Origin of the sequence: Klebsiella sp. S69 (genome assembly GCF_016516145.1) — a bacterium.
Taxonomy (GTDB): Bacteria; Pseudomonadota; Gammaproteobacteria; order Enterobacterales; family Enterobacteriaceae; genus Klebsiella; species Klebsiella oxytoca.
Window position 1 is genome coordinate 62,206 of record NZ_JACVUU010000023.1, and the last position, 26,041, is coordinate 88,246.

The window sequence follows — 26,041 nt, forward strand, 5'->3', positions numbered from 1 at the left end:
TTATAAGGCGGGAGATAAAAAAGCAGATTAACGTGGGAGATCAGTCACTTGGGAAATGAATGAAGGGCCGCAACGCGGCCCTCAGGAGAGGTTATTTCTTCGCTTCGGTCCATTTACCGTCGATATAGAAGGCTGACCAGCCGGTCGCTTTACCCTCTTTCTCAGAAGCAACGTACTGCTGTTTAGTTTTGCGGCTAAAGCGCACCAGCGTTTTGTTGCCTTCCGGATCCTGCTGCGGCGCATCGGCCAGATAGCGCAGCTTCTCAGGCAGACGATCGCGGAAGCGGAACAGCTCCTCCACAAGCGGCGCGCGAGTTTCGCGGGATTTCGGGAAAGTATTGGCGGCAAGGAATACGCCCGCCGCGCCATCGCGCAGGACGAAATAGGCGTCTGACTTCTCGCACGGCAGTTCCGGCAGCGGAACCGGATCTTCTTTCGGCGGAGCCACTTCCCCATTACGCAGGATCTTACGGGTGTTTTTACACTCGTCGTTGGTGCAGGCCATGTACTTACCAAAACGCCCCATTTTCAGGTGCATTTCGGAGCCACATTTCTCACACTCAACGATCGGACCGTCATAGCCCTTGATGCGGAATTCGCCCTCTTCAATCTCGTAACCATCGCAGGTCGGGTTATTACCGCAGACGTGCAGCTTGCGCTTCGGATCGATAAGGTAGCTGTCCATTGCCGTGCCGCATTTTTTACAGCGGCGTTTGGCCCGCAATGCATTGGTTTCGGCGTCATCGCCTTCCAGCACGTTGAGGACTTCGTTTTCCGGCACCAGGTTAATGGTGGTTTTGCAGCGCTCTTTCGGCGACAGCGCATAGCCCGAGCAGCCAAGGAACACGCCGGTGCTGGCGGTCCTGATCCCCATCTTGCGCCCGCAGGTTGGGCAGTCAATGCTGGTCAGCACCATAGGGTTCGGCTGCATGCCGCCCTCTTCCGGATCTTTCTCTGCCGTTTGCAGCTGCGAAGTGAAGTCCCCGAAGAAGCTGTCGAGCACCTGCTTCCACTCGGCCTGATGGTTCGCCACCTGGTCAAGACGGTCTTCCATCTGCGCGGTGAAGTCGTAGTTCATCAGATCGCGGAAGTTCTCTTCCAGTCGATCGGTGACGATTTCGCCCATTTTTTCCGCATAGAAACGGCGGTTTTCCACTCGTACGTAGCCGCGATCCTGAATGGTCGAAATGATTGACGCATAGGTAGACGGACGACCGATGCCACGTTTTTCGAGCTCTTTAACCAGCGAGGCTTCGCTAAAACGCGCCGGCGGCTTGGTAAAGTGCTGCGCTGGCGTCAGTTCGACCAGGCTCAGGCTGTCGCCCTTATTGACCAGCGGTAAAGTACGATCTTCATCGCCTTTACGCAGGGCTGGCATCACCTTAGTCCAACCGTCAAAGCGCAGCGTACGGCCGCGGGCTTTCAGTTTGAAATCGCCGGCTTTTACCGTCAGCGTGGTGGAGTCGTACTGCGCAGGAGTCATCTGACAGGCGACAAATTGGCGCCAGATCAGCTGATACAGTTTCTGCGCATCAGATTCCATATCTTTTAAGGTTTCGGCCAGCACGTTGACGTCGGAAGGACGAATAGCTTCGTGCGCCTCCTGCGAGTTTTCTTTGCTGGCGTACTGATTCGCGCTCTCCGGCAGATACTTCTTGCCGAAGTTATCGCCAATGTAGCCGCGCACCATGCTCAGCGCATCCTGGCTCAGGTTCGTCGAGTCGGTACGCATATAGGTAATGTGTCCCGCTTCATAGAGTCGCTGGGCCATCATCATGGTTTTCTTCACGCCGAAGCCAAGACGCGTGCTGGCGGCCTGCTGCAGCGTGGAAGTGATAAACGGCGCGCCCGGCTTGCTGCTGGTCGGTTTGTCTTCACGCTCCAGCACGCTGTAGCTGGCTTTTTCAAGCAGCGCGATGGCCGCCATGGTTTCATCACGGCTTACCGGACGGAATGGCTTATCGCCGTTGTGCGTTACCTGCAGCGGCAATGCATCGCCGCCTGGGGTGGTGGTGCTGGCGTCAACTTCCCAGTACTCTTCCGGAACGAACGCTTTAATTTCGCGCTCGCGCTCGACCACCAGACGTACCGCAACCGACTGGACGCGGCCTGCGGACAGACCGCGGGCAATTTTTTTCCACAGCAGCGGAGAAACCATATAGCCCACCACGCGGTCCATAAAGCGACGCGCCTGCTGAGCGTTAACACGGTCAATATTCAGTTCGCCCGGCTTTTCGAAAGCCTGACGGATAGCATTCTTGGTAATCTCGTTGAACACCACGCGGCTATAGCGCTGTTCATCACCACCGATAACTTCCCGCAGGTGCCATGCAATGGCCTCCCCTTCGCGGTCAAGGTCGGTTGCGAGATAGATGTGGTCGGCTTTTTCCGCCAACTGTTTGAGTTCAGAAACGACCTTTTCTTTACCCGGGAGTATTTCATAGTGCGCATTCCAGTCATGCCATGGGTCCACGCCCATACGGTTGACCAGAGCGCCGCGTTCATCCTTCTTAGGCTTTTTAGCCCCTTTGGTGGAGGTAGAGTCGGCGCTCTTTTTAGATGCTGAGCCACTGGTCGGCAAATCGCGGATATGACCGACGCTGGACTTAACCACGTAGTCATTACCCAGATACTTATTGATCGTTTTGGCTTTTGCCGGGGACTCAACGATAACGAGAGCTTTACCCATATTCACCTTTACCTAATTTGATTCATCCAGGAATACATCGCACATTGATTCACCATCCACTGGCGACACGTCACAACCTATGTTGCGTCGTTGTCGATGGATATCAACCCTTTGCACCGGTTTCACATCCATAAAACCAGATAGCTGAGTTTGCTGGCTTTTTCTTGCCAGGCGACATAGCACGAATAATTTTTGGCCGAATGTCAAGCAAATCTGTTACCAGATCGCTGAAAGCGTCACACTGTACCTGATAAAATTCGTTACGCAACTTTATTAGCATGCAAAAGCAAATCCCGCCACTAACTGATGTTTATTCGGCGCCTGCAATTACCCCTGTAAGATCAATGGAAAATTTGCCCCTCGCCGTCGTGCGGCGTAGACTACCCGCGAAGAATCACAGGAGGCATTTATGCAAGGTACAACCCAACCCATCGATCGCCAGACGCTTCTGGAAAAAGCCAACAAACTCATTCGCGAACATGAAGATACGTTAGCCGGGATCGAGGCCACCGACGTCGTGCAGCGTAACGGCGTGCTGGTGTTCAGCGGCGAGTTTTATCTTGATGAGCAAGGACTGCCCACGGCGAAAAGTACGGCGGTATTTAATATGTTTAAATACCTCGCGCACGAACTGTCTGATAAGTATCACCTGGCGGATTAACACTTCTGCCCGGCCCTGACGAAAACGCGAGGCCGAAGCCTCGCGTTGTCTGGATTACATCAGCGGTTTTTGCCCGCGCTGCCACCAGCGCAGCAGGAGTTTATCAGCGCTTTCCGCGGCGCTACCGGTAAAACGATCGAGCATTTTCTTACGCTGCTGATAGCGCACGCCGATCACCTCGTGTTTATCCATCAGACCCAACAGTAGCTCATCGCTGGTTTCCACCGCATCCACAAGCCCTTTCTCCAGCGCCTGAACGCCGTACCAATGTTCGCCAGTGGCTACCTGTTCAATATCGAGTTCGGGACGCATCTGGTGAACAAAATCTTTGAACAGTCGATGGGTATCGTTGAGGTCTTCGCGGAACTTCTGACGCCCTTCTTCGGTATTTTCGCCCAGCATCGTCAGGGTACGTTTGTACTGGCCTGCCGTATGCAGCTCGATATCGATATCTTTGTTCTTCAGGAAGCGATGAAGGTTCGGGATTTGCGCGACGACGCCAATAGAGCCAAGGATAGCAAACGGCGCACAGACGATTCTGTTCGCCACGCAGGCCATCATATAACCTCCGCTGGCCGCGACTTTATCTACCGCCACCGTTAGCGGGATCTGTTTGTCGCGCAGACGCTGCAGCTGTGAAGCGGCAAGACCATAGCCGTGAACCACGCCGCCGGGGCTTTCGAGGCGAATGACCACCTGATCGCGCGCCTTTGCCGCCGCCAGGACCGCGGTGATCTCTTCGCGTAGACTGCTGACTTCATGCGCATCCATGCTGCCTTTAAAATCGATCACCCAGACGCGCGGTTTGGCGTCCGGCTCAGGCGTTCCCAGCTTCGCCCGCGCCTTAGACGCCTTAGCTTCCTGCTTAAGCTTTTTCTTTTGCGCTTTATGCCACAGCTTCTGCTGCGGCGCATCGAGCAACGAAACCGCCAGCTCTTCCTTCATCTCTTTATATTGCTCGCTAAGATTGGTTACCCGCAGCTCGCCGCGCTGTTTTTTGCGCTGAGTCAGGTTAACAATAATGGCGACGATAACCGCAATTGCGACAACGATGGTCGCGATTTTGGCCAAAAACAGGCCATATTGAGCAACTAATTCCACGTTTTCACCTTGTGTAAACCACTGACGTTGGCGCACAGTGTACATCAGCCGTCGGCGAGAAGTCTTTGTGCTTTGTGTCGCGTGCGAGGCGCCTTCCTGTTTTTTTCAGCGACGATGAAATCGTTGCAAGATATTAATTCCGCGAAGAGTTTCCGCTTCGCCGATTGCATTAGCGGGCGCTTTCAGGCATAAAGCGCAAAAGTGAGATACCGAACAGCAAGCGCGATCGTCAGCAGATCGCCCGAGGAGTCGCCGTGCACTATCAACCGCAACGTCACCTGTTACAGGACCGCATCATCCTGGTTACTGGCGCCAGCGACGGCATTGGCCGTGAAGCCGCCCTGACCTATTCCCGCTATAGCGCCAGCGTTATTCTGGTCGGACGCAATGAAGAGAAACTGCGCGGCGTCGCGCAAGAGATTGAGCAGGCTGGCGGCATTCCCGCCAGCTGGTTTACTCTCGACCTGTTAACCTGCACGCCGCAGGAGTGCCAGCAGCTGGCGCAGAAAATAGCCATCCACTACCCACGACTCGACGGAGTGCTACATAACGCGGGTCTGCTGGGCGACGTTTGCCCGATGGATCAACAAAAGCCGGAAGTATGGCAGCAGGTGATGCAGGTGAACGTGAACGGCACCTTTATGCTCACCCAGGCGCTGCTTCCTTTATTACTCAAATCCGAATCGGGTTCGCTGGTCTTTACCTCTTCCAGCGTCGGCCGCCAGGGACGCGCGAACTGGGGCGCTTACGCCGCGTCGAAATTTGCTACCGAAGGCATGATGCAGGTGCTGGCCGAGGAGTATCAGAACCGCCATCTGCGGGTCAACTGCATTAACCCAGGCGGCACCCGCACCAAAATGCGCGCCAATGCGTTCCCGACGGAAGATCCGCAAAAATTGAAAACCCCCGCTGATATCATGCCGGTATACCTGTGGCTGATGGGCGACGACAGTCGTCGTAAGACGGGAATGACTTTTGACGCCCAGCCGGGCCGCAAACCAGGAATCGCACAATGAGTGATGAACGCCACCGCGAACGCCAGCAGCGGGTAAAAGACAAAGTTGACGCTCGCGTCGCCGCCGCGCAGGAAGAGCGCGGTATCGTGATCGTTTTTACCGGCAACGGTAAGGGTAAAACGACTGCCGCCTTCGGTACCGTCACCCGCGCAGTTGGGCACGGTAAGAAAGCAGGCGTCGTGCAGTTTATTAAAGGCACCTGGCCGAACGGCGAGCGCAATCTGCTCGAACCCCACGGCGTCGAGTTTCAGGTGATGGCGACCGGTTTTACCTGGAATACGCAGGATCGCGAAAGCGATACCGCCGCCTGCCTCGCGGTCTGGGAGCACGGGCGCCGCATGCTGGCCGATGAAAGCCTCGATCTCGTTTTACTGGACGAGCTCACCTATATGGTGGCGTACGACTATCTGCCGCTGGAAGAGGTGCTTACCGCGTTACGCAACCGTCCGGCGCAGCAGACGGTGATTATTACCGGACGCGGCTGCCACCGTGAAATTACCGAACTGGCCGATACCGTCAGCGAACTACGTCCGGTGAAACACGCGTTTGATGCCGGTATCAAAGCGCAGATGGGGATCGACTACTAGCCACCAGCCGCTCAAGCAGCGCATGGTTGAGCGGCAGACACAGGCAATCCTCCCCCGGCGCCAGTTCGCTTTCGACAATATTTTGCCGTGAAACGAAGCGCTTGCGATATTCGGTCGGCGTAACGCCGCAGTATTTATTAAAGGCGGCAATCAGGTATTTATGCTCCTGAAATCCGCAGCTGTGGCTAATCTCGGTAATCGGCGTACGGGTATCGCGCAACAGCGTGCGGGCTTTGTTTAGCCGCACCAGCGTCAGATACTCTTTAAAATTATAGCGACTCACCTTTTTAAACAGCCGCGAAAACCATGAGTAGCTCATCCCGCTATGGCAGGCGACCTCGCTCAGCGTCAGCGGCTGGTCAAAGTGTTGATTGATAAAATCTATGCCTTTTTTGATCATCGCCTCGTCGCGCAGCGAACTTTCGCCGCGCTGCGTCGGCTTGCCGGCGGAGACTAATGCATCCAGTAACAGATAAATGGCGGCGATACGCTGAAACGGCGCAGGGTTGTCGATCAGCTGTTTCAGTAACCCCGCCAGCCGCTGATGTACTTCACTGTCCGCCGCAGTGTAAGATCGTCCGCAGGTACTCCATTCCAGCTGCGGCGAGGGGTGAAGTTCGTCAAACAGGCCGGGCGAAAACTGAACGGTGACCAGTTGGCTGCCCGCCGCCTCCGCGTTGAGGGAATGAACCTCTTCCGCATTGATGTACAGCATGTCCCCCTGCGCCAGCTCCAGGCTCTGCTGGCCGACGGCGAGCGTAAACCGCCCTGCCAGTACGGTAATCAGCTCAGGAGCCGGATGCCAGTGCGGCTCGCAGTAGCGAACCTCCGCGGCAAACACGTTCAGCTTCTCGGCATCGAAGGCAATCAGCTCGTAGCCGCTGTTCGCCGTCTGTCGTCCGCTCTGCGTGAGCGAACCGGGGTGAGTCACTGAAAAAGGAAACATGCGCACTCTCCTGTCATTGGCAACGATCAGCGCCCTGTCAGCACGGCGTTAAGTTCGTCGCGCTCAATATCCAGCGCCAGAAACTCGGTCAGCGCAATCAGCAGCCCGCAGAACAAATCCGGCGCCAGGCGGATCAGTTTTTCACGGACCTGTTCCGCAGGCATCTGGCTCTTATCGGCAATCAACTTGACTACCCGGGCAAAAGCTTCCGGCTGCTGAATCAGCTGCTGCAGCGAATTATCATCGCTAAGCGGGACGTACCGCTGCGGGCAGTCCACTTCGATTTCCGCCGTCAGCGGCAGATCCCGCGATGAGCCGCCGACTCGGATCTGCCAGAGCCCCGGCGTCACGACCCAGTCGCCGAGGCCAGGATGATAGCAGGCCAGGTCGCCGATAGGCAGCTGCAGGCTGACCCGGCGGCACTCCCCTGCGGCCAGCGCCACTTTACTGAAGGCTTTTAATGACTGCACTTCGCGAATCAGCTCTCCCTGAGGCGCGCTCACGTACAGCTGAACTATCTCCTTGCCTGCATACTCTCCGCAGTTGGTCAGATCGAACGAAACGGTAAGCGTCTCGCTTGCGCCTACACGGGAGGCTGAGAGCGCAATATTATCGTAAGCAAACCGGGTATAGCTTAAGCCAAAACCGAAGGGAAACTGCGGCGTCAGACAACGCTTGTCGTAATAGCGATAGCCGACAAAAAGCCCTTCTCCGTAATGATGGCGCAGGTTTTCGCCCGGATAGTGCAGCCAGGCCGGCGTTTCCTCCAGCGTATTGGGCACCGTCACCGTCAATTTACCGCAAGGGTTGCGCTGGCCGAAGAGGATTTCCGCAACCGCGCGCCCCATTCCTTGTCCGGCAAAAAACGTTTCCAGCAGCGCCTTGCACTCGCCAAGCCACGGCATCACCACCGCATCGCTATTTGCCAGCACCACTACGATATTCGGCTGGACTGCCGCCACTTCGCGAATCAACCGTTCATGCACCGGCAGAATATTCAGATCCTGACGATCGCCATTTTCACCATCTTCACCCACGGCGGTACTGACGAAAATCACCGCCACGTCAGCTTCCTGAGCGACCCGGCAGGCCTGCGCCAGCGCCTGTTCATCGCTGCGCAGATCGTCCGGCGCGCCTACGGCCCATGAGACGCTAAAATCGTCCCCGGCGAGATCGAAAATTTCATCCAACGGGCGGTCGAGCAGATACGGCACCGTTGTCGCGCATCCGGACCCCTGGATCACCGGCTCCTGGGCTGGTTTACCCAACACCGCAATACGCGGTGTTTTCTCCGGATGCAGCGGCAGCAGTCTATCTTCGTTTTTCAGCAAGACAATGGATTCGCCGGCCAGGCGCTGCGCCAGCGCGTGGTGCGCCGGGAAATCGGCTCGCGTTTCCGGGCGGCGATGGCGCTGAACCTTGTCGAGCAGTTTCAGCATGCGTAGACAGGCGCGGTCTACCACCGCCATCGGCACCTCTGCGGATTCAATAGCCGCCAGCAGAGTTTGTTTATCGCGGCGGGTTTCCGGCATCGCCAGATCGTTACCCGCCATCAGCGATGCCGGGCGATCTTTAATACCGTACCAGTCGGACATGACCAGGCCGTCATATCCCCACTCATCGCGCAATACCTGAGTGAGTAAAAACGGATCCTGCGAAGTTTGTACGCCGTTAAGACGATTGTACGAAGACATGACCGTCCACGGCTGGGATTTTGTAATCGCCCGCTGGAAACCCGCCAGGTAGATTTCCCGCAGCGCCCGTTCTTCAATGATCGAATCCATTTCCGTACGGCGGTACTCGGAGTTGTTCGCCGCAAAGTGTTTCAGGCTGGCGCCGACGCCCTCCTGCTGCAGACCGTTGATCAGCGCAGCAGCAATGTCGCCGCTGACCACCGGGTCTTCGGCATAATATTCATAGCCTCGACCAGCCAGCGGCGTACGGCGGATGTTAATGCCCGGTCCGAGCAGAATCCCAACCCCCATATGCTGGCACTCTCTTCCCAGCGCCTGCCCCATCTGATGCACCAGTTCCACGTCCCAACTGCAGGCCAGGCTGGAACCGTTAGGAAAGCAGGTCGCCGGGAGCGACGTACTGAAGAGCGCCTCGCTTCCCCCTTTCGCGGTAGGTTCTTCCGCGCTGGCCTGGTCTGCTGTTTGGGTGATGACCGAAATAAAATCATCCATGCTCCACTTTTCCCGGCCATCAATCTGCGCGCTGCTGTAGCGAACGCCATAGGTACCGTCGGTCATAATGATATCTTCGATACCGTGCTGCGGCAGCGACGCGGTACGCCACAGGCCGCTGCCGGTCAGTAGCGCCACTTTATCTTCGATGCTCATCGCGGCGAGGGTGGTATTAAAATCGTTATTCATCTCTCTGGCTCCCTGAGGTTAAAGCGCGTTCTGTTTACGCAGGCTGATTTTTTGCACAATATCGCGATAGGTTTTTTCATCCAGCGAATAGCACGCGACAAATATGGCGCTGAGAGCAAACATCGCGCCGGGGAATAGCGTCATCAGTACGTTAATACCGTTAATTGCGCTGGCAGTAATGTTACCCGCGTCATAGTGATAATAGTCCAGCATCCATCCCGCACAGCCGCCGCCGATAGCCATTGCTATTTTGGTGATGAAATTAAAGAAGCCGTAGATGGCGCCTTCGGTACGCACCCCATGGTGCCACTCGGCATATTCCACGGTATCGGCAATCATTGACCACATGGAAACAAAGCCCATCCCCAGCGTAATGCTATACAAGCATACCCCGGTCATAATCAGCCAGATATTGTCGCCAGCGATAAAATATTGCATAAGTACGCCGACAATGCCGATTAACAGCGCCACCAGAGTCATTTTCTTTTTACCTATCAGCGCAATGATTTTTTCCGAAATAACGGTGCCGACAATATACGCTGCGGACTGAATCATAAAGAAGGTCGACGTAAAACCTTCGCTGCCAATAATGTATTTAATGAAGTAAATAGCAATCGCCATCCACACGGTATAGGCAATATAAAAAAAGACGGTAAACATCGAGAGGTTAATAAGCGGCGCATTGCCTGCCACCGCCTTCAACATTTCCCGCAGCGTCGGCGCGGGAGTCTCCTCTTCCTCGCCAACGTGCTCTTTGGTCATTCCGAAACAGGCAAGGAACAAAAAGGTCGCCAGCAGCGCAAAGCAAGAGACCGCAAAGACGTAGCCCAGTTGCTTATCACTAAACGGGGAAATCAGCATATCGGCAGTAGTGGAAACAATCAGATAGCCAACAATCGCCAGCACAAACCGGTATACCGATAGCGATGAGCGGGAGGCTTCATGCTGGGTCAGACGATTAGTCAGCGCCGAATAAGGCGTATTCACCGCCGTATACGCCAGGCAATAAATGGTATAGGAGATCAGCGCAAAATAGAATTTTGCCTCACCGCCGAATGGCACAAAGCAGAGCACCGTTAAAAAGCCGAGCGGAATTGAGCCATATAACAACCACGGGCGTAGTTTACCGTAACGGCTGTGGGTTTTATCGATGGCAAAGCCAATCAGAATATTAAAAGCGGCATCAACCACGCGCGCAATAACAAAAATCAGGCTCGCCTGTACGGCGCTAATGCCGTAAATGTTGGTATAGAAAAAGAGTAAGAACAGAGAAACAAAACCGAACGATAAATTAGAGGCAAAATCACCAAAGCCATAACCTATTTTTTCTTTAACGCCGATAACCACATAGCTTGCCGATAGTTTTCCTGCTGTATCCATTTTAGGCTACCTGTTTTTGTAATCAGTGGCCTCAGTATATGGCGTTGCCTGGCGCACCGCTTTGCGTTATTTGTCCGGGGATTTCCTGTTTTTTGTCTTTATGCAGAAGTGTGAAAGGAGTCACAGGAGGAAGAATTCCGGCGGTAACCGCCGGAACTGAAATTATTAACCGTTACCGTTATTACGGCTGCTGGAGCGACGGTTGTTATTATTATTGCCCATCTGACTGTGGCGCTTAACCGCACGGCGAATCTGGTTCGCTTTCATACGGCGACGGTCTTTTTCAACCGCAACCTTAGAGCTGGTTTCCGGCGCAAGTTCGACCAGTTCGCGCAGGTAGTTGGTCTGCGCCAGGTCCAGCTCGGTATAGCCGCCGCGCGGCAGGCCTTTCGGCAACAGAATATCGCCATAGCGCACGCGGATCAGGCGGCTGACCTGCACACCAACGGCTTCCCACAGGCGGCGAACTTCGCGATTACGGCCTTCCGTAAGGGTGACGTTGTACCACTGGTTGATCCCCTCGCCGCCGGTAAACTTGATAGTTTTAAACGCCGCCGGGCCGTCTTCAAGCTGCACGCCGCGAGCCAGCTGGCGCAGCTTGTCATCATCGATCTGCCCGAACACGCGCACCGCGTACTCACGTTCCACTTCGCGGCTCGGGTGCATCAGGCGATTCGCCAGCTCACCGTCGGTGGTAAACAGCAGCAGACCGCAGGTATTAACGTCCAGTCGGCCGACTGCAATCCAGCGCGCGCCGCGCAGCTTTGGCAGGCGATCGAACACCGTCGGACGTCCTTCCGGGTCATTACGGGTACAGAGTTCGCCTTCCGGCTTATAGTAAGCCAGCACGCGACAAATCTGTTCCGCAGACTCTTTCACCGAAATCAGGTGACCGTCGATGCGAATTTTTAAACCCGGGACAATTTCAACGCGATCGCCAAGGGTGGCGATTTTGCCATCGACGCTGACGCGGCCAGCTTCGATTTTGGCTTCGATTTCACGGCGGGAGCCGTGGCCAGCGCGGGCCAGCACTTTTTGTAATTTCTCGCTCATTGAGCTTCCTTAAGGTGTCGCCTTCCCAGGCGTCTGGTATACTTCGAAAAACAGGGAGTCGGATAGAATTCAACCTAACACCCTGTTCTGTAAATAAATGATGCATCGGCTCGTGTCGTTTTTTATGTCACCGCAGCAGACATAACAGAGACACGCCTCTCGCGTGGCCGAACATGGTACACGAACTTGAGGATGAATGCTTCTTTGCATTACGCACATAGCACAACTTACCACGCGCCTCGGTGCAGGCGCATGGCAAGCAGACAGATGCCAGGCGGCATCATAGCTTCTTTTAAAGTGGATAAAACATCAGGCAGCGCTGAATGTCAGTATAAAGCAAACGGCAAGATGGTGTTCGCTGTATCCCCTTCCTTCCCTGAAAACAGGGCTATTACAGGAACGGCGTCACGTCACCCACGCCTTCACGCACCACCACCGGTACGTCTTCAGTAAGATCGATAACCGTGGTCGGCTGTTGTCCCAGATAGCCGCCGTGAATAATCAGGTCTACCTGCTTCTCCAGACGATCCTTGATCTCTTCCGGGTCGGATTCGGTAAAATCACTGCCCGGCAGCATCAACGAGGTGGAAAGCATCGGCTCGCCGAGCGTTTCCAGCAGCATCTGGGCAATCGGATTTGACGGTACGCGCATACCGATGGTTTTACGCTTATCCTGCAGCAGACGGCGCGGGACCTCTTTGGTGCCCTTAAGGATAAAGGTGTAATTACCCGGCGTATTATTTTTAATCAGACGGAAGGCGACGTTATCGACGAATGAATAGGTCGACAGCTCGGACAGATCGCGGCACATCAGGGTAAAGTTGTGGCCGTTTGGCAGATTACGAATTCGGCAAATCCGCTCCATCGCGCCTTTATCTTCAATTTTGCAGCCTAAGGCGTAGCCGGAGTCGGTCGGATAGACGATAACCCCGCCTTTACGCACGATGTCCACCGCCTGGTTAATCAACCGCGCCTGTGGGTTTTCCGGATGGATATAAAAAAACTGGCTCATACTTCCCTCTCAATTTTGTTCTACGGCCACTTCCCAACTGCGCCAGATCCCTTCTACGCCAGCGGGTAGCCAAAGTTTGCGGCCCAGCTCGATCCACGGACAGGGCTGATGAAAATCAGACCCCTGCGAGGCATGAAGGCCATACTGCACGGCGTAAGCGGCAAGCTGAGCCCGCTCGTGCGGCGCCTGCTGACACTGGGCGACTTCCATCGCATCGCCTCCCTGCTCGCTAAAGTGGGCCAACAGTCGTTTCAGCCACTTGGCAGAGAGGTCGTAGCGTCCGGGATGGGCAATGACCGCTTTACCGCCGGAATGATGAATGACATCAATCGCTTGTTTTATTGTACACCACTGAGGCGGAACGTAACCGGTTTTCCCGCGCGCCAGATACTTCTTAAAAACGTCAGCCATATTGTTGGCATAGCCGGCCTCCACCAGAAAGCGGGCGAAGTGGCCGCGGGTTACCGCGCCGCCGTCAGCCAGCTTCAGCGCCCCTTCCCAGGCGCCAGGGATCCGCGCTTTTTCCAGCCGCTCTGCAATCTGTTGTCCCCGCATCTGGCGGCGCGCTTTCTGCTCATCGAGCAGCGCGGTCATCGCGGGATGGGCGATATCAATATTCAGCCCGACAATATGGATTTCATGGTTTTCCCACAGCGTGGAGATTTCCACTCCGGATATCAGCGTCAACGGTAAACCGGCGCGTTCAATCTCCGCCCGGGCCGCGGGGATCGCCGCCACGGTATCGTGATCGGTTATCGCCAGGGTGCCGACGCGCATCTGATGCGCGCGATGGACAAGTTCTTCTGGAGTCAGTCGCCCGTCAGAGGCGATGGTATGGCTGTGCAGGTCGTAAATCACTGCGTAGTTGGTGTTGCTCAAGATGACTCCTGCTGGACATGAACCTGTACCCGTCATACTTTAAGTCACAAGCAGATTGACTGATGTTCTGCAGCTTAAGGGATTAAGGATAGTAATAAGCGCATCATCATACCGACTGATAGAGAAAATCTGCAAACGGGGGTTGACTTTAATCTCTCGGACTAGTTAACTAGTACGCAAGTTCACATGAAGAGGTATCATCAATGAAAACGCAACTCATCACTCTGCACGGCTGGTGGCGCACCTCCTGTTATCGGGCGGCGTGATCGCGTTTTGCACTCAGCATACAGATACCCGGCCCGCCAATGAGCGGGCTTTTTATTGGACAAATTATTACAGCGAACAGGCGACAACAAACAATGCAAACATCAAAACCGGCACTCGAGCTTCTCACCAGCGACGCCATCTATCGGGAAAACCCGACGGCGCTATTCCACCAGCTATGCGGCGCGCGTCCCGCCACCCTGCTGCTGGAATCCGCGGATATCGACAGTAAGGATGATTTGAAAAGCCTGCTGCTGGTGGATAGCGCGCTGCGTATTACCGCACTAGGTGACACTGTCACTATTCACGCATTTTCCGCCAACGGCACGGCGCTGCTTGAGCTGTTGGACAGCGCTCTGCCTTCAGGCATTAATAACCAGCGTCAGCCAAACGGTCGGGTATTAACTTTCCCGCCGGTCAGCGCGCTGTTAGATGAAGATGCCCGTCTGTGTTCACTGTCGGTATTCGACGCCTTTCGCCTGCTGCAGAAACTGATTACCGTACCGCAGGACGAACGCGAAGCCATGTTCTTCGGCGGTCTGTTCGCCTATGACCTCGTCGCCGGCTTTGAAAACCTACCGCCGCTGGAAAGCGACACCGCCTGCCCGGATTACTGCTTCTACCTGGCGGAAACGCTGCTGGTTATCGACCATCAGACTAAAAACACACGCATTCAGGCGAGCCTGTTCACCCCGCTGGAAAGCGAAAAGCAGCGTCTGCTGCAGCGCATCGCTCAGCTTCGTCAACAGCTGAACGAGCCGCCGGCGCCGCTGCCGGTGACGACGGTAGCCGAGATGCGCTGCGATTGCGACCAGAGCGACGAAGAGTACGGCGCCGTGGTGCGTAAAATGCAGCGCGCCATCCGCGCGGGCGAGATTTTCCAGGTGGTACCTTCGCGCCGCTTCTCGCTGCCCTGTCCGTCGCCGCTGGCCGCTTATGATGTGCTGAAAAAGAGCAACCCCAGTCCGTACATGTTCTTTATGCAGGACAACGACTTCACCCTGTTCGGCGCTTCGCCGGAAAGCTCGCTCAAGTACGATGCCAGCAATCGTCAGATTGAAATTTACCCGATAGCCGGTACCCGTCCGCGCGGCCGCCGCGCCGATGGTTCGCTGGATCGCGATCTCGACAGCCGTATTGAGCTGGAGATGCGCACCGACCATAAAGAGCTCTCCGAACATCTGATGCTGGTTGACCTTGCGCGTAACGACCTCGCGCGCATCTGCACGCCGGGAAGCCGCTACGTTGCCGACTTAACCAAAGTCGACCGTTACTCCTTCGTGATGCACCTTGTCTCCCGCGTGGTTGGCGAGCTGCGCAGCGATCTCGACGTTTTGCATGCTTATCGCGCCTGTATGAATATGGGCACCCTCAGCGGAGCGCCGAAAGTGCGCGCCATGCAGCTCATTGCCGCTGCCGAAGGCAAGCGCCGGGGCAGCTACGGCGGCGCGGTGGGCTACTTCACCGCCCATGGCGACCTCGATACCTGCATCGTCATTCGTTCTGCCTATGTGCAGGATGGCGTTGCCACGGTGCAGGCCGGCGCCGGTATCGTGCTCGACTCCGTTCCCCAGTCAGAAGCGGATGAAACCCGCAATAAAGCTCGCGCGGTGCTGCGCGCTATCGCCCAGGCCCACCACGCGAAGGAGATTTTCTAATGGCCGACATTCTGCTGCTCGATAATATCGATTCTTTCACCTATAACCTGGCAGACCAGCTGCGTTCGAACGGCCATAACGTGGTGATTTATCGCAATTCCGTCCCGGCGCAGGCGCTGATTGAGCGCATCGGCACCATGGACAATCCAGTACTGATGCTCTCCCCGGGTCCGGGAATCCCGAGCGAAGCGGGCTGTATGCCGGAGCTGCTGACCCGCATGCGCGGTAAGCTGCCGATTATCGGCATCTGCCTCGGTCACCAGGCGATTGTTGAAGCCTACGGCGGCTACGTCGGCCAGGCCGGTGAAATCCTTCACGGCAAGGCTTCAAGCATTGAACACGACGGCCAGGCGATGTTTGCCGGTCTGAGTAATCCTCTGCCGGTCGCCCGCTACCACTCGCTGGTGGGCAGCAATATCCCGGCCGGACTAACGATCAACGCCCACTTTAACGGCATGGTCATGGCGGTGCGTCACGACGCGGATCGCGTCTGCGGCTTCCAGTTCCATCCTGAATCGATTCTGACCACCCAGGGGGCGCGTCTGCTGGAACAGACTCTGGCCTGGGCGCTGCAGAAGCTGGAACAGACGAATACCCTCCAGCCGATTCTGGAAAAACTGTATCAGGCAGAAACCCTGAGCCAGCAGGAGAGCCACCAGCTGTTTTCCGCAGTGGTGCGCGGCGAAGTGAAGCCTGAGCAGCTGGCCGCCGCGCTGGTCAGCATGAAGGTACGCGGCGAGCATCCGCAGGAGATCGCCGGCGCCGCTACCGCGCTGCTGGAAAACGCCGCGCCGTTCCCGCGTCCGGATTATCCGTTTGCCGATATCGTCGGTACCGGCGGCGACGGCAGCAATAGTATCAATATTTCAACCGCCAGCGCGTTTGTGGCTGCCGCCTGCGGCCTGAAGGTCGCCAAACACGGCAACCGCAGCGTGTCGAGCAAGTCCGGTTCTTCCGACCTGCTGGCAGCATTCGGTATCAATCTGGATATGAATGCCGATAAATCTCGCCAGGCGCTGGATGAACTGGGCGTTTGCTTCCTGTTTGCGCCGAAATACCACACCGGTTTCCGTCACGCGATGCCGGTACGCCAGCAGCTCAAAACCCGTACCCTGTTCAACGTGCTCGGGCCGCTGATCAACCCGGCGCATCCGCCGCTGGCGCTGATTGGCGTCTACAGTCCGGAACTGGTGCTGCCGATTGCGGAAACCCTGCGCGTGCTGGGCTACCAGCGAGCCGCCGTGGTACATAGCGGCGGTATGGATGAAGTATCGCTGCACGCGCCGACGGTGGTCGCGGAGCTCAGCAACGGTGAGATCAAGAGCTACCAGTTGACCGCCGCCGACTTCGGCCTGACGCCGTATCATCAGGAGCAGCTGGCAGGCGGCACGCCGGAAGAAAACCGTGACATTCTTACGCGCTTACTACAAGGTAAAGGTGAAGCCGCTCACGAAGCCGCCGTTGCCGCCAACGTCGCCATGTTGATGCGTTTACATGGACACGAAGACCTGAAGGCCAACGCGCAGCAAGTCATCGATGTGCTGCACAGCGGAGCGGCCTATGACAGAGTGACCGCATTAGCGGCAAGAGGGTAAATAATGCAGACCGTTTTAGCAAAAATCGTGGCCGACAAAGCGATTTGGGTAGAAGCCCGCAAACAACAACAACCGTTAGCCAGTTTTCAAAATGAAGTGGTACCGACGCAGCGCAATTTTTACGATGCCCTCGCCGGCACCCGCACCGCATTTATTCTTGAGTGCAAAAAGGCCTCGCCATCAAAAGGCCTGATTCGCGAAGATTTTGACCCGGCGGCCATTGCCGGCGTCTACAAGCACTATGCCTCGGCTATCTCAGTGCTTTGCGATGAGAAGTATTTCCAGGGTAGCTTCGATTTTCTGCCGATGGTCAGCAAGGTCGCGCCGCAGCCGATTCTGTGTAAGGACTTTACTATCGATCCTTATCAAATCTACCTGGCGCGCTACTACCAGGCTGATGCCTGTCTGCTGATGCTTTCGGTGCTGGACGATGAGCAGTATCGTCAGCTCTCCGCCGTCGCGCATAGCCTGAACATGGGCGTGTTGACCGAAGTGAGCAATGAAGAGGAACTGGAGCGCGCAATTGCGCTGAAGGCTAAAGTGGTCGGCATCAACAATCGCGATCTGCGCGATATGTCGATTGACCTCAACCGCACCCGAACCCTGGCACCCCGCCTCGGTCATGGCGTCACGGTCATCAGCGAGTCCGGCATCCATACTTATGCTGAAGTGCGCGAATTAAGCCACTTTGCCAACGGCTTCCTGATTGGTTCTGCCCTGATGGAGCATGACGATCTGAACGCCGCCGTAAAACGCGTGCTGCTCGGTGAGAATAAGGTCTGCGGCCTGACCCGCTCCCAGGATGCCCAGGTGGCATATGAATCCGGCGCGATCTATGGCGGATTGATTTTCGTTCCGACGTCGCCGCGAGCGGTGAACGAGGCTCAGGCGCAAGCGGTAATTGCCAGCGCGCCTCTGAGCTATGTCGGCGTGTTCCGCAATTCGCCGGTGGCGGAAGTTATTGCCCGCGCGAAAAATCTGAGCTTAGCCGCCGTGCAACTCCACGGTAGTGAAGACCAGACCTATATCGACGCCCTGCGCGCCGAATTACCGGGCAAGGTACAAATCTGGAAAGCCCTCAGCGTTGGCGAAACGCTACCGCCGCGCAATCTGAATCATGTCGACAAATACGTTCTCGACAATGGTCAGGGCGGCACCGGCCAGCGTTTCGACTGGTCTCTGCTGCAAGGCCAGGATCTGCGTAACGTTCTGTTGGCTGGCGGCCTCGGCGCCGATAACTGTGTTGAAGCCGCGAAAAGCGGCTGTGCCGGACTCGATTTTAATTCAGGCGTAGAGTCACAGCCGGGTATTAAAGATGCCAGCAAGCTGGCCTCGGTGTTTCAAACGCTGCGCGCATATTAAGGAGCAACAATGAGTACTTTACTGAATCCCTATTTCGGCGAATTCGGCGGGATGTACGTTCCGCAGATCCTGATGCCTGCCCTGCGCCAGCTGGAAGAAGCCTTCGTCAGCGCGCAGAAAGATCCGGCATTCCAGGCCGAATTTAGCGACCTGCTTAAAAACTACGCCGGTCGCCCGACGGCGCTGACCCAATGCCGTAACCTCACCGAAGGTACGCGCACGACCCTGTATCTGAAGCGGGAAGATCTGCTGCACGGCGGCGCACACAAAACTAATCAGGTGCTCGGCCAGGCGCTGCTGGCAAAACGCATGGGCAAAACGGAAATTATCGCCGAAACCGGCGCCGGTCAGCACGGCGTTGCCTCAGCCCTTGCCAGCGCCCTGCTCGGCCTGAAGTGCCGCATCTATATGGGCGCCAAAGATATCGAACGCCAGTCGCCGAACGTCTTCCGCATGCGCCTGATGGGTGCGGAAGTGATCCCGGTACATAGCGGCTCATCCACCCTGAAAGATGCCTGTAACGAGGCTTTGCGCGACTGGTCAGGCAGCTATGAAAAAGCCCACTACATGCTTGGCACCGCCGCTGGCCCGCATCCGTTCCCGACCATCGTGCGTGAATTCCAGCGGATGATTGGCGAAGAGACTAAAGCGCAGATCCTGGAGAAAGAAGGACGCCTGCCGGATGCGGTTATCGCCTGCGTTGGCGGCGGCTCCAATGCTATCGGCATGTTCGCTGACTTTATCGACGATACCGCCGTTGGCCTGATTGGCGTGGAGCCCGCTGGACATGGGATCGAAACCGGCGAACACGGGGCGCCGCTTAAGCACGGCCGCGTGGGCATCTACTTCGGTATGAAATCGCCGATGATGCAGACCGATGAGGGGCAGATTGAGGAGTCCTACTCCCTCTCCGCCGGTCTGGATTTCCCGTCCGTTGGCCCGCAGCATGCTTATTTAAACAGCATTGGTCGCGCCGATTACGTGTCGATTACCGATGATGAAGCGCTGGATGCTTTTAAAGCGCTCTCCCGCCATGAAGGGATTATTCCGGCGCTGGAATCCTCCCATGCCCTGGCGCACGCGCTAAAAATGATGCGCGAAAACCCGGAAAAAGAGCAGCTGCTGGTGGTTAACCTCTCCGGCCGCGGCGATAAAGACATCTTCACCGTACACGATATTTTAAAAGCGCGAGGGGAAATCTGATGGAACGTTATGAGACGCTGTTTGCACAACTGAAAGCTCGCCGGGAAGGCGCGTTTGTTCCCTTCGTCACCCTCGGCGACCCTAATCCTGAGCTGTCGCTGAAAATTATCGATACGCTGATTGAAGCCGGTGCCGACGCGCTGGAGCTGGGCATTCCTTTCTCCGACCCGCTGGCGGATGGCCCGACGATCCAGGACGCCACCCTGCGCGCTTTTGCCGCCGGGGTGACGCCCGCGCAATGCTTCGAGATGCTGACGGCAATTCGCCAGAAGCACCCGACGATTCCAGTCGGGCTGCTGATGTACGCCAACCTGGTGTTCAGCCCCGGTATCGATGAATTCTACGCCGCGTGCGAACGCGCTGGCGTCGATTCGGTGCTGGTGGCCGATGTGCCGGTTGAAGAGTCCGCGCCGTTCCGCCAGGCCGCGCTGCGCCACAATATCGCGCCGATTTTCATCTGCCCGCCGAATGCCGATGACGATCTGCTGCGCCAGATCGCCTCTTACGGGCGCGGCTATACCTACCTGCTGTCGCGGGCGGGCGTAACCGGTGCGGAAAACCGCGCCGCGCTGCCGCTGCATCATCTGATTGAAAAGCTGGCCGAGTACAACGCCGCCCCGCCGCTGCAAGGATTTGGCATCTCGGCGCCGGAGCAGGTTACCGCCGCGATTGACGCAGGCGCGGCCGGGGCGATTTCCGGCTCTGCCATCGTCAAAATTATCGAGCGCAACGTGAACGACCCGCAGGCCATGCTGGCAGAATTAAAGACCTTCGCCCGCAGTCTGAAAGCCGCCACTAAAGCCGCCTGATGATGCTTGCCGTCCGGCCCTGGGCCGGGCGGTTATTTCAGCGGTAAGCTGTCGGCGTATTTACGCGTCAGACGAAACAGCGCCATCATCTCTTCTTGTGGCCATCCGGCCAACACCTTAGCTATCGGCCGTTTTTTGCGCCCGAGAGACATCCTTTTATGAACGGGACGGCTTCAAGGGGGATAGCAGCCTGTAAATGCCCGATGAACACCTCAATGTAAAAAGATCGCTGCCGCACAAAAATTGGGGTTGATATCTTAAATGAGAAATATTATCTTTCTCATTACCGAATAGTTGAGTAAACAACTCAGGTATTCGGTACGACATTGCTCACATTGCTTCCAGTATTTTTGCCCGCACTTGTGCGGGCTTTTTTTTATGGCCGACATCCAGTATGTCCCTCCCGATAGCGCGCCGGATATATGCTTTGCCAACGCGGCCTCCAGCCGCGATCCGAAACACCTATTACCAGGAAAGCTGTCAGCCTACCCTCTAACTCTTTGCGAATGTGGATAGCTGCGGTCTCTCGTGTTAATGCATGGCCTGACTGGCGTCATACCTTGCGGGCACCACTAATGGCGGCAGAAAGCGTGAGCCAATCGCTAAAGATAGGCCACTGGGACAAAATACTGGATGGTGTAATAAGGCCGATCGTTTCCTGACGTCACGTTTTGCGGCTGAACAAAACGTTCGATATCGTAGCCCTCGCGGCGATACAGCCCGAGCTCAGGAAGATGTTTCATATAAACATTATTTGACAGTAAAACATAATCCTCCCAGCTACCGCTAAATTCCATGCCCAGGTATAAACCCCGCTTAGCGACCCTTATCTCGCGGAAAGGGCGTTCCCGTGAGCTCACTGGTGCACCAATAAAACTGCCGATGGTCACTTTATAGAGATTATTGGCGGCAGGTGAGAATTCAGAGAGGATATAGATGTCTCGCTCGCCGCCCGGCATTTCCGCCGCGATTTTCCGCCTGGTGACATTTTTCCTGGCGCAGATACCCTCGGCCAGGGAGAGCGTATAGGTGAAGCCGTATCCAGAAAAGGTTTGCTCTTCGAGAAAACAAAGCCAGGGTACAGGCAGTCTGTCGCCCTGCGGCCCCACCTTCTGATAGAGCGCCGACATATCCCAGTATGCTGAATGTCGATACTGGCTGGGGCAACGACCAAAGGCTTTTTTAAACTCGCGGGAAAAGGTTTGATGAGAGTCAAAATGCAGTGAGCAGGCAATAGATGAAATAGGTTGGTGAGTCAGCCTGAGTTTACCGGCAGCAAGCGTCATGCGGCGCATTCTGATATACTTGCCGACAGGCAGTCCGGCATATTCATGGAATATATTATAAACTGAACGCCGCGAATATCCCACGCCACGGGCGATATCTTCGACCGATGGATTTATTGTCAGGCGAGACTCAATCCATTCAACTATTTCATTAAAAACATTTTCTTTCATTGCGGTAAATGACATCCATATCAAATTTTAGCCCGCTGGTATTTTACCAGTAATTAAGTATTGACACTAAGCTTTTTGTGCATAATAAAAATTTATCGCGGAACGCATTCATAAAAATGGAGCCTGTAAACCCCAGCCATATGAAAAATAAGATTTTTCTTACAAAAAATATCTCAAATCTCATTTTGTAGACAAATGTTGCTTTTTTTGCAGACCTACAATATCTTATTTTAAACTTTAAAAGCAGATCGCGACTATTAAGCTCACTTTTTTAACAGCTATATTTTTACCGGCATTCTTTTAAATCAGAGTGCATATATTAATAACTATGTGAATCTATGTATGCTTAATATTTTGATCAATACCAAAAATGTTTACTCAAAACACGCTATAAAACAAATGGTTATGGAATCCATCACCACAGACGAAAACGTTATCTTTGAAGACAAGTACACTCAAAGCAACATTGCACAAGCACATATCATATTCACCGAAATGGAACCTGGAGAGATCTTTCTGTGCCATGATGAGTTGAAATATAAAAAAGAAAAAAGCCTGCTATTTATTCTTCAAGAGAAAAAAAGCGTATCTTCCAAAAGTGAAATTCCTAACTGCACAAAAGATTGTTTATTTTTATACAAATCCGATTCAATTCCTGTGATTACGGGGAAAATATACATTCATATAAATTTATTTTTATTAAGAGGATGTGAAGATATTGCACCAAAGGTAAATCTTTGTATCAACTGCCCATGTAAATCAATAACCCATGCGCAGTCAAAAGTAATACATGCTCTCAGTCTTGGATTGAACCAAATGCAAATAGCCCGTGAGTTAAAAGTCAACTATAAAACCGTGTACTCACATAAAAAAAACGTTATGCATGATTTTAAAATAAAAGGCACTCAGGATCTTAATAAATTCATGCATGTATTGAATAAAAGAAAACAATTTATTTCTTAGCTATCCACTCATCTGAGGGATCTTTGCAAAACCTGTAGCCACTAACAAAAGATCGTCAATACCGCTACGCCTGCCGTCACAGGCCGGCCAGGCCCGGTGCCGACCATACCGTCTTTTTTCAGCGCGCTCCCGAGATAAAGCCCTACAGGAATGATAGTATTCAGTGCAGTAAACGCAGGTACAACCTCTATCCCGGGAGCGATTTATGCACGAAGAAGTACCACTGAAATATTACGACATTGCGGATGAGTATTCGACGGAGTCCGCCGAGCCCGTCAGCGAGTCAGAACGTGAGCCCCTGGCGCGCTATTTTCAACTGCTGATTACGCGGCTGATGAATAACGAGGAAATCAGCGAGGAGGCGCAGGGAGAGATGGCCATACAGGCGGGGATTGATGAACAGCGGATCGATGATATAGCGGTATTCCTGAATAAATGGGGTAACGAGTAGCGGCCGGTCAAGCCGTTTTGCAAAGAGCAAAAGCAAATACCACATCATCGTTGGCGACAACGCTTTGCGCGAACGAGAAACAAAGCTGGTCATGACGACCAGCTTTGAGCAAGAGTTTAGAACCGATAACCCGCAGAGAACATAAACACCCACGGATCCAGACGAATACTGTCGTGCTGCTGCGCGCCCGCCAGCTTATAGTTGGCGGTGGTGTCGATATCCATGTACCACACCGACATGTTAATCAGCCAGTCGCGGTTAATCAGATAGTCCATCCCCACCTGCCCCGCGGCTCCCCAGGAGTCTTTCAGGCTCAGGTCAGAAATGCCCGTCTTTTTACCCGTATCGTTCACGCTTTCGTCAAAGAAAGTCGTGTAGTTGATACCTGCGCCAATATACGGACGCAGCTTGCTGCTGGCGTCGCCAAAGTACCACTGTGCCATTAGCGTCGGTGGTAAATGATGAACGGTCGCAATATTGCCGGTTGCCGCCGTTCCGACTTTGTGGCGAAACGGCGTGGCGGCCAGCAGCTCTACGCCGATGTTGTCCGTCGCCATATAGGTGAACGTCAGGCCCAGTTGAGTATTATTGCTAACGTTAAAGCCCCCCAGACTGCCTAACGTTCCGCCCGCGCCTTCTGATGGTCTGACCGTAGCCGAACCCGCACGGATAAAGAATTCCCCAGCTTCATGCGCCCAGACGCTACCGGTGGAAAGCGTGCCCAGAATAACAACCGCCGCTGCTAACTTTTTCATACCCACTTCCTCATTATGGTTATTCAGCGCAAGAATATACCCATAATGAGTTATGTTTGATCCAACATAGATCACATTAAGTGGGCAAATTTAACATTTATTGATCCAGATTAATTTTCACTTTCTCAATGCAATCAGTGATAAACGAGATGTATCAAGTTCTCCCTTGTCGCTTCTCAACAGAGGTCATCACCGATTTCCCCTTCTATTTACAAAGATATACTTAGCGCACAGGAGCAGAGACTGCTACCCAGCCGCGATTTGCGGTACAATCGCCGGCTAGTTAATACCTGCAATACTCAAGGAGAATGCATGTCTATCACGGCGAAGTCCGTCTACCGTGACACCGGGAACTTTTTCCGCAATCAGTTCGTTACTATCCTGCTGATTGCGCTGTTATGCGCGTTCATTACGGTAGTACTTGGCCATGCCTTTTCACCCAGTGAAGAGCAACTGTCGATTCTGAGTCAGGGCGATAGCCTGGCGGGCAGCGGCGGGCTGTTCGAACTGGTTCAGAGCATGACGCCGGAGCAGCAGCAAATTCTGCTGCGCGCGTCCGCAGCCTCGACCTTCTCCGGGCTGGTTGGCAACGCCATTCTTGCCGGCGGCGTTCTGCTGATGATCCAGATGGTCTCCGCCGGCCAGAGAGTCAGCGCCCTGCGTGCGATCGGCGCTTCCGCGCCGGTGCTGCCAAAGCTGCTGCTGCTGATCCTGCTGACGACGTTTGTTGTGCAGATGGGGATGATGCTGGTGGTGGTGCCGGGCGTCCTGCTCGCCATTGTGCTCTCTTTCGCGCCGATCATGCTGGTACAGGATAAAGTTGGTATTTTCAGCGCCATGCGTAGCAGTATGCGCCTGGCCTGGGCCAACGTACGCCTGGTGGCGCCGGCGATTATCGGCTGGCTGCTGGCGAAAACGCTGCTTCTGCTGTTTGCATCCAGCTTCGCGGTCCTGACGCCAAACGTTGGCGCGGTGGTAATAAATACCCTCAGCAATCTGATCTCCGCATTGTTGCTGATCTATTTATTCCGCTTGTATATGCTCATTCGTAACTAACTTAACCCGGGGCGGCGCGACCTGCCCCTACCTGAACGACGGAATCGATGTATGAAGCAGTTTCTGGATTTTTTACCGCTGGTAGTCTTCTTCGCATTCTACAAGCTTTATGATATCTACGCCGCGACGACCGCGCTGATTATCGCCACCGCTATCGTGCTGATTTACAGCTGGGTACGCTATCGCAAAGTCGAAAAAATGGCGTTAATTACCTTCGTGCTGGTCGCCGTATTCGGCGGCTTAACCATCTTTTTCCACAACGACGAATTTATTAAGTGGAAAGTGACGGTTATCTACGTCCTGTTCGCCAGCGCCCTGCTGTTCAGCCAGTGGGTGATGAAGAAGCCATTGATCCAGCGTATGCTGGGTAAAGAGCTGACGCTGCCGCAGCAGGTGTGGTCACGTCTCAATCTGGCCTGGGCGGTGTTTTTCATCCTTTGCGGGCTGGCGAATATCTACATCGCTTTCTGGCTGCCGCAGAATATCTGGGTCAACTTCAAGGTCTTCGGCCTGACCGCTCTGACGCTGGTATTCACCCTGCTGAGCGGTGTGTATATTTATCGCCATATGCCGCAGGACGACAACCACTAACCTTTCCCCCACGGCGCGCCGCCCGGCGTGCCGTGTTATTCGTTTCCCCCTTGTATAAACCACTTCAGCTGAATCGATTCGTAATGTAAGATATTTCTCACAGGAGATGGCATTCCTCCTTGAACCGCCATGTGGCTAATGATGCCTGCTTTTTATTCCCGGACCGGGAATGGGCAGG

22 protein-coding genes, 1 riboswitch and 1 other annotated feature are annotated in these 26,041 nt (G+C 54.7%); of the genes, 12 read left to right on the forward strand and 10 right to left on the reverse strand.

Annotation, left to right across the window (positions count from 1 at the left end; genetic code table 11):
- Nucleotides 1–91: 91 nt before the first annotated feature.
- Nucleotides 92–2,689 (reverse strand): type I DNA topoisomerase, encoded by a 2,598-nt coding sequence (topA, locus tag IAE27_RS21475; protein WP_154022455.1) that lies wholly within the window; start codon nt 2,687–2,689, stop codon nt 92–94.
- A gap of 409 nt (nt 2,690–3,098) precedes the next feature.
- On the opposite strand from topA, the gene IAE27_RS21480 reads away from it, so the two are divergent.
- Nucleotides 3,099–3,350, forward strand: a complete 252-nt coding sequence (locus tag IAE27_RS21480; protein WP_004101388.1) for a YciN family protein — start codon at nt 3,099–3,101, stop codon at nt 3,348–3,350.
- 54 nt (nt 3,351–3,404) lie between these two features.
- Here IAE27_RS21480 and sohB read toward each other — a convergent pair whose 3' ends face one another.
- On the reverse strand, nt 3,405–4,451 hold the full coding sequence (gene sohB, locus IAE27_RS21485) for a protease SohB (protein ID WP_016808521.1): 1,047 nt from the start codon (nt 4,449–4,451) through the stop codon (nt 3,405–3,407).
- Between the two features lie 254 nt (nt 4,452–4,705).
- Between sohB and IAE27_RS21490 the strand changes: the two genes are divergently transcribed.
- Nucleotides 4,706–5,467, forward strand: a complete 762-nt coding sequence (locus IAE27_RS21490; protein ID WP_004101383.1) for a YciK family oxidoreductase — start codon at nt 4,706–4,708, stop codon at nt 5,465–5,467.
- Nucleotides 5,464–6,054 (forward strand): cob(I)yrinic acid a,c-diamide adenosyltransferase, encoded by a 591-nt coding sequence (gene cobO, locus IAE27_RS21495; protein ID WP_004101381.1) that lies wholly within the window; start codon nt 5,464–5,466, stop codon nt 6,052–6,054. The genes IAE27_RS21490 and cobO overlap by 4 nt, the downstream gene beginning before the upstream one ends.
- Here the strand turns inward: cobO and IAE27_RS21500 are convergent.
- The 6 genes from IAE27_RS21500 to rnm all read right to left on the reverse strand — a co-directional run bounded on the left by IAE27_RS21500 (nt 6,026) and on the right by rnm (nt 13,699).
- Nucleotides 6,026–7,000 carry a helix-turn-helix transcriptional regulator gene (locus tag IAE27_RS21500; RefSeq protein ID WP_004101380.1) on the reverse strand — a complete coding sequence of 325 codons (975 nt, stop codon included), beginning with the start codon at nt 6,998–7,000 and terminating at the stop codon, nt 6,026–6,028. The two genes, cobO and IAE27_RS21500, sit on opposite strands and share 29 nt — an antisense overlap.
- Nucleotides 7,001–7,026: 26 nt before the next feature.
- Nucleotides 7,027–9,375, reverse strand: coding sequence for a beta-glucosidase (locus IAE27_RS21505; protein ID WP_154022454.1), 2,349 nt, complete (start codon nt 9,373–9,375; stop codon nt 7,027–7,029).
- Between the two features lie 18 nt (nt 9,376–9,393).
- Nucleotides 9,394–10,755 carry an MFS transporter gene (locus IAE27_RS21510; RefSeq protein ID WP_200092862.1) on the reverse strand — a complete coding sequence of 454 codons (1,362 nt, stop codon included), beginning with the start codon at nt 10,753–10,755 and terminating at the stop codon, nt 9,394–9,396.
- Nucleotides 10,756–10,920: 165 nt separating this feature from the next.
- Nucleotides 10,921–11,808 (reverse strand): 23S rRNA pseudouridine(2605) synthase RluB, encoded by an 888-nt coding sequence (gene rluB / locus IAE27_RS21515; RefSeq protein WP_004101377.1) that lies wholly within the window; start codon nt 11,806–11,808, stop codon nt 10,921–10,923.
- Between the two features lie 391 nt (nt 11,809–12,199).
- A complete protein-coding gene (locus tag IAE27_RS21520; protein ID WP_004101372.1) occupies nt 12,200–12,820 on the reverse strand; it encodes an L-threonylcarbamoyladenylate synthase in 621 nt (206 codons plus the stop codon).
- A gap of 9 nt (nt 12,821–12,829) precedes the next feature.
- Nucleotides 12,830–13,699 carry an RNase RNM gene (gene rnm, locus IAE27_RS21525; protein ID WP_004112415.1) on the reverse strand — a complete coding sequence of 290 codons (870 nt, stop codon included), beginning with the start codon at nt 13,697–13,699 and terminating at the stop codon, nt 12,830–12,832.
- A gap of 227 nt (nt 13,700–13,926) precedes the next feature.
- Nucleotides 13,927–14,022 (forward strand) — a sequence feature (Trp leader region).
- Between the two features lie 36 nt (nt 14,023–14,058).
- Here rnm and IAE27_RS21530 point away from each other — a divergent pair.
- Genes IAE27_RS21530 through trpA form a run of 5 tightly spaced genes read left to right on the forward strand, consistent with a single transcriptional unit; the run spans nt 14,059 to nt 20,590 of the window.
- The gene (locus IAE27_RS21530) at nt 14,059–15,621 is read left to right on the forward strand and encodes an anthranilate synthase component 1 (RefSeq protein WP_200092863.1); all 1,563 of its coding nucleotides are present in this window, start codon (nt 14,059–14,061) and stop codon (nt 15,619–15,621) included.
- Nucleotides 15,621–17,216, forward strand: coding sequence for a bifunctional anthranilate synthase glutamate amidotransferase component TrpG/anthranilate phosphoribosyltransferase TrpD (gene trpD, locus IAE27_RS21535; protein WP_200092864.1), 1,596 nt, complete (start codon nt 15,621–15,623; stop codon nt 17,214–17,216). The genes IAE27_RS21530 and trpD overlap by 1 nt, the downstream gene beginning before the upstream one ends.
- 3 nt (nt 17,217–17,219) lie before the next feature.
- A complete protein-coding gene (gene trpCF, locus IAE27_RS21540) occupies nt 17,220–18,578 on the forward strand; it encodes a bifunctional indole-3-glycerol-phosphate synthase TrpC/phosphoribosylanthranilate isomerase TrpF (protein ID WP_200092865.1) in 1,359 nt (452 codons plus the stop codon).
- Nucleotides 18,579–18,587: 9 nt separating this feature from the next.
- Entirely contained in the window at nt 18,588–19,781 is a 1,194-nt protein-coding gene (gene trpB / locus IAE27_RS21545) for a tryptophan synthase subunit beta (RefSeq protein ID WP_004101367.1), read from the forward strand.
- Nucleotides 19,781–20,590: a tryptophan synthase subunit alpha gene (trpA, locus tag IAE27_RS21550; protein WP_004101366.1), complete on the forward strand. Its 810-nt coding sequence runs from the start codon at nt 19,781–19,783 to the stop codon at nt 20,588–20,590. Before trpB ends, trpA begins: the two co-directional genes overlap by 1 nt.
- Nucleotides 20,591–21,192: 602 nt before the next feature.
- Here trpA and IAE27_RS21555 read toward each other — a convergent pair.
- A complete protein-coding gene (locus IAE27_RS21555) occupies nt 21,193–22,047 on the reverse strand; it encodes a helix-turn-helix domain-containing protein (protein ID WP_105890146.1) in 855 nt (284 codons plus the stop codon).
- A 342-nt stretch (nt 22,048–22,389) separates the two neighbouring features.
- Here IAE27_RS21555 and IAE27_RS21560 point away from each other — a divergent pair, with 342 nt between their 5' ends.
- A complete protein-coding gene (locus IAE27_RS21560) occupies nt 22,390–23,010 on the forward strand; it encodes a helix-turn-helix transcriptional regulator (protein ID WP_108703926.1) in 621 nt (206 codons plus the stop codon).
- Between the two features lie 205 nt (nt 23,011–23,215).
- Entirely contained in the window at nt 23,216–23,461 is a 246-nt protein-coding gene (locus IAE27_RS21565; RefSeq protein WP_004112403.1) for a YmjA family protein, read from the forward strand.
- 116 nt (nt 23,462–23,577) lie between these two features.
- On the opposite strand, the gene ompW is transcribed toward IAE27_RS21565, so the two are convergent.
- A complete protein-coding gene (gene ompW / locus IAE27_RS21570; protein WP_004101362.1) occupies nt 23,578–24,216 on the reverse strand; it encodes an outer membrane protein OmpW in 639 nt (212 codons plus the stop codon).
- 312 nt (nt 24,217–24,528) lie between these two features.
- Between ompW and IAE27_RS21575 the strand changes: the two genes are divergently transcribed.
- Together IAE27_RS21575 and IAE27_RS21580 are read left to right on the forward strand one after the other, a co-directional pair.
- Nucleotides 24,529–25,272 carry a YciC family protein gene (locus IAE27_RS21575; RefSeq protein ID WP_004101361.1) on the forward strand — a complete coding sequence of 248 codons (744 nt, stop codon included), beginning with the start codon at nt 24,529–24,531 and terminating at the stop codon, nt 25,270–25,272.
- Nucleotides 25,273–25,323: 51 nt separating this feature from the next.
- Nucleotides 25,324–25,863, forward strand: coding sequence for a septation protein A (locus IAE27_RS21580; RefSeq protein WP_004101360.1), 540 nt, complete (start codon nt 25,324–25,326; stop codon nt 25,861–25,863).
- Nucleotides 25,864–25,956: 93 nt separating this feature from the next.
- Nucleotides 25,957–26,018, forward strand: a riboswitch (Fluoride riboswitch).
- Nucleotides 26,019–26,041: the final 23 nt, after the last annotated feature.

Excerpts from the sequence above, each read along its gene's own strand:
- IAE27_RS21575 (WP_004101361.1), top strand. The coding sequence starts at position 24,529 with ATGTCTATCACGGCGAAGTCCGTCTACCGTGACACCGGGAACTTTTTC.
- IAE27_RS21560 (WP_108703926.1), top strand. The coding sequence starts at position 22,390 with ATGCTTAATATTTTGATCAATACCAAAAATGTTTACTCAAAACACGCT.
- trpB (WP_004101367.1), top strand. The coding sequence starts at position 18,588 with ATGAGTACTTTACTGAATCCCTATTTCGGCGAATTCGGCGGGATGTAC.
- IAE27_RS21565 (WP_004112403.1), top strand. The coding sequence starts at position 23,216 with ATGCACGAAGAAGTACCACTGAAATATTACGACATTGCGGATGAGTAT.
- trpA (WP_004101366.1), top strand. The coding sequence starts at position 19,781 with ATGGAACGTTATGAGACGCTGTTTGCACAACTGAAAGCTCGCCGGGAA.
- ompW (WP_004101362.1), bottom strand. The coding sequence starts at position 24,216 with ATGAAAAAGTTAGCAGCGGCGGTTGTTATTCTGGGCACGCTTTCCACC.
- trpD (WP_200092864.1), top strand. The coding sequence starts at position 15,621 with ATGGCCGACATTCTGCTGCTCGATAATATCGATTCTTTCACCTATAAC.
- IAE27_RS21480 (WP_004101388.1), top strand. The coding sequence starts at position 3,099 with ATGCAAGGTACAACCCAACCCATCGATCGCCAGACGCTTCTGGAAAAA.
- IAE27_RS21500 (WP_004101380.1), bottom strand. The coding sequence starts at position 7,000 with ATGTTTCCTTTTTCAGTGACTCACCCCGGTTCGCTCACGCAGAGCGGA.
- IAE27_RS21505 (WP_154022454.1), bottom strand. The coding sequence starts at position 9,375 with ATGAATAACGATTTTAATACCACCCTCGCCGCGATGAGCATCGAAGAT.
- IAE27_RS21510 (WP_200092862.1), bottom strand. The coding sequence starts at position 10,755 with ATGGATACAGCAGGAAAACTATCGGCAAGCTATGTGGTTATCGGCGTT.
- IAE27_RS21520 (WP_004101372.1), bottom strand. The coding sequence starts at position 12,820 with ATGAGCCAGTTTTTTTATATCCATCCGGAAAACCCACAGGCGCGGTTG.
- IAE27_RS21555 (WP_105890146.1), bottom strand. The coding sequence starts at position 22,047 with ATGAAAGAAAATGTTTTTAATGAAATAGTTGAATGGATTGAGTCTCGC.
- cobO (WP_004101381.1), top strand. The coding sequence starts at position 5,464 with ATGAGTGATGAACGCCACCGCGAACGCCAGCAGCGGGTAAAAGACAAA.
- IAE27_RS21530 (WP_200092863.1), top strand. The coding sequence starts at position 14,059 with ATGCAAACATCAAAACCGGCACTCGAGCTTCTCACCAGCGACGCCATC.
- rluB (WP_004101377.1), bottom strand. The coding sequence starts at position 11,808 with ATGAGCGAGAAATTACAAAAAGTGCTGGCCCGCGCTGGCCACGGCTCC.
- trpCF (WP_200092865.1), top strand. The coding sequence starts at position 17,220 with ATGCAGACCGTTTTAGCAAAAATCGTGGCCGACAAAGCGATTTGGGTA.
- IAE27_RS21580 (WP_004101360.1), top strand. The coding sequence starts at position 25,324 with ATGAAGCAGTTTCTGGATTTTTTACCGCTGGTAGTCTTCTTCGCATTC.
- topA (WP_154022455.1), bottom strand. The coding sequence starts at position 2,689 with ATGGGTAAAGCTCTCGTTATCGTTGAGTCCCCGGCAAAAGCCAAAACG.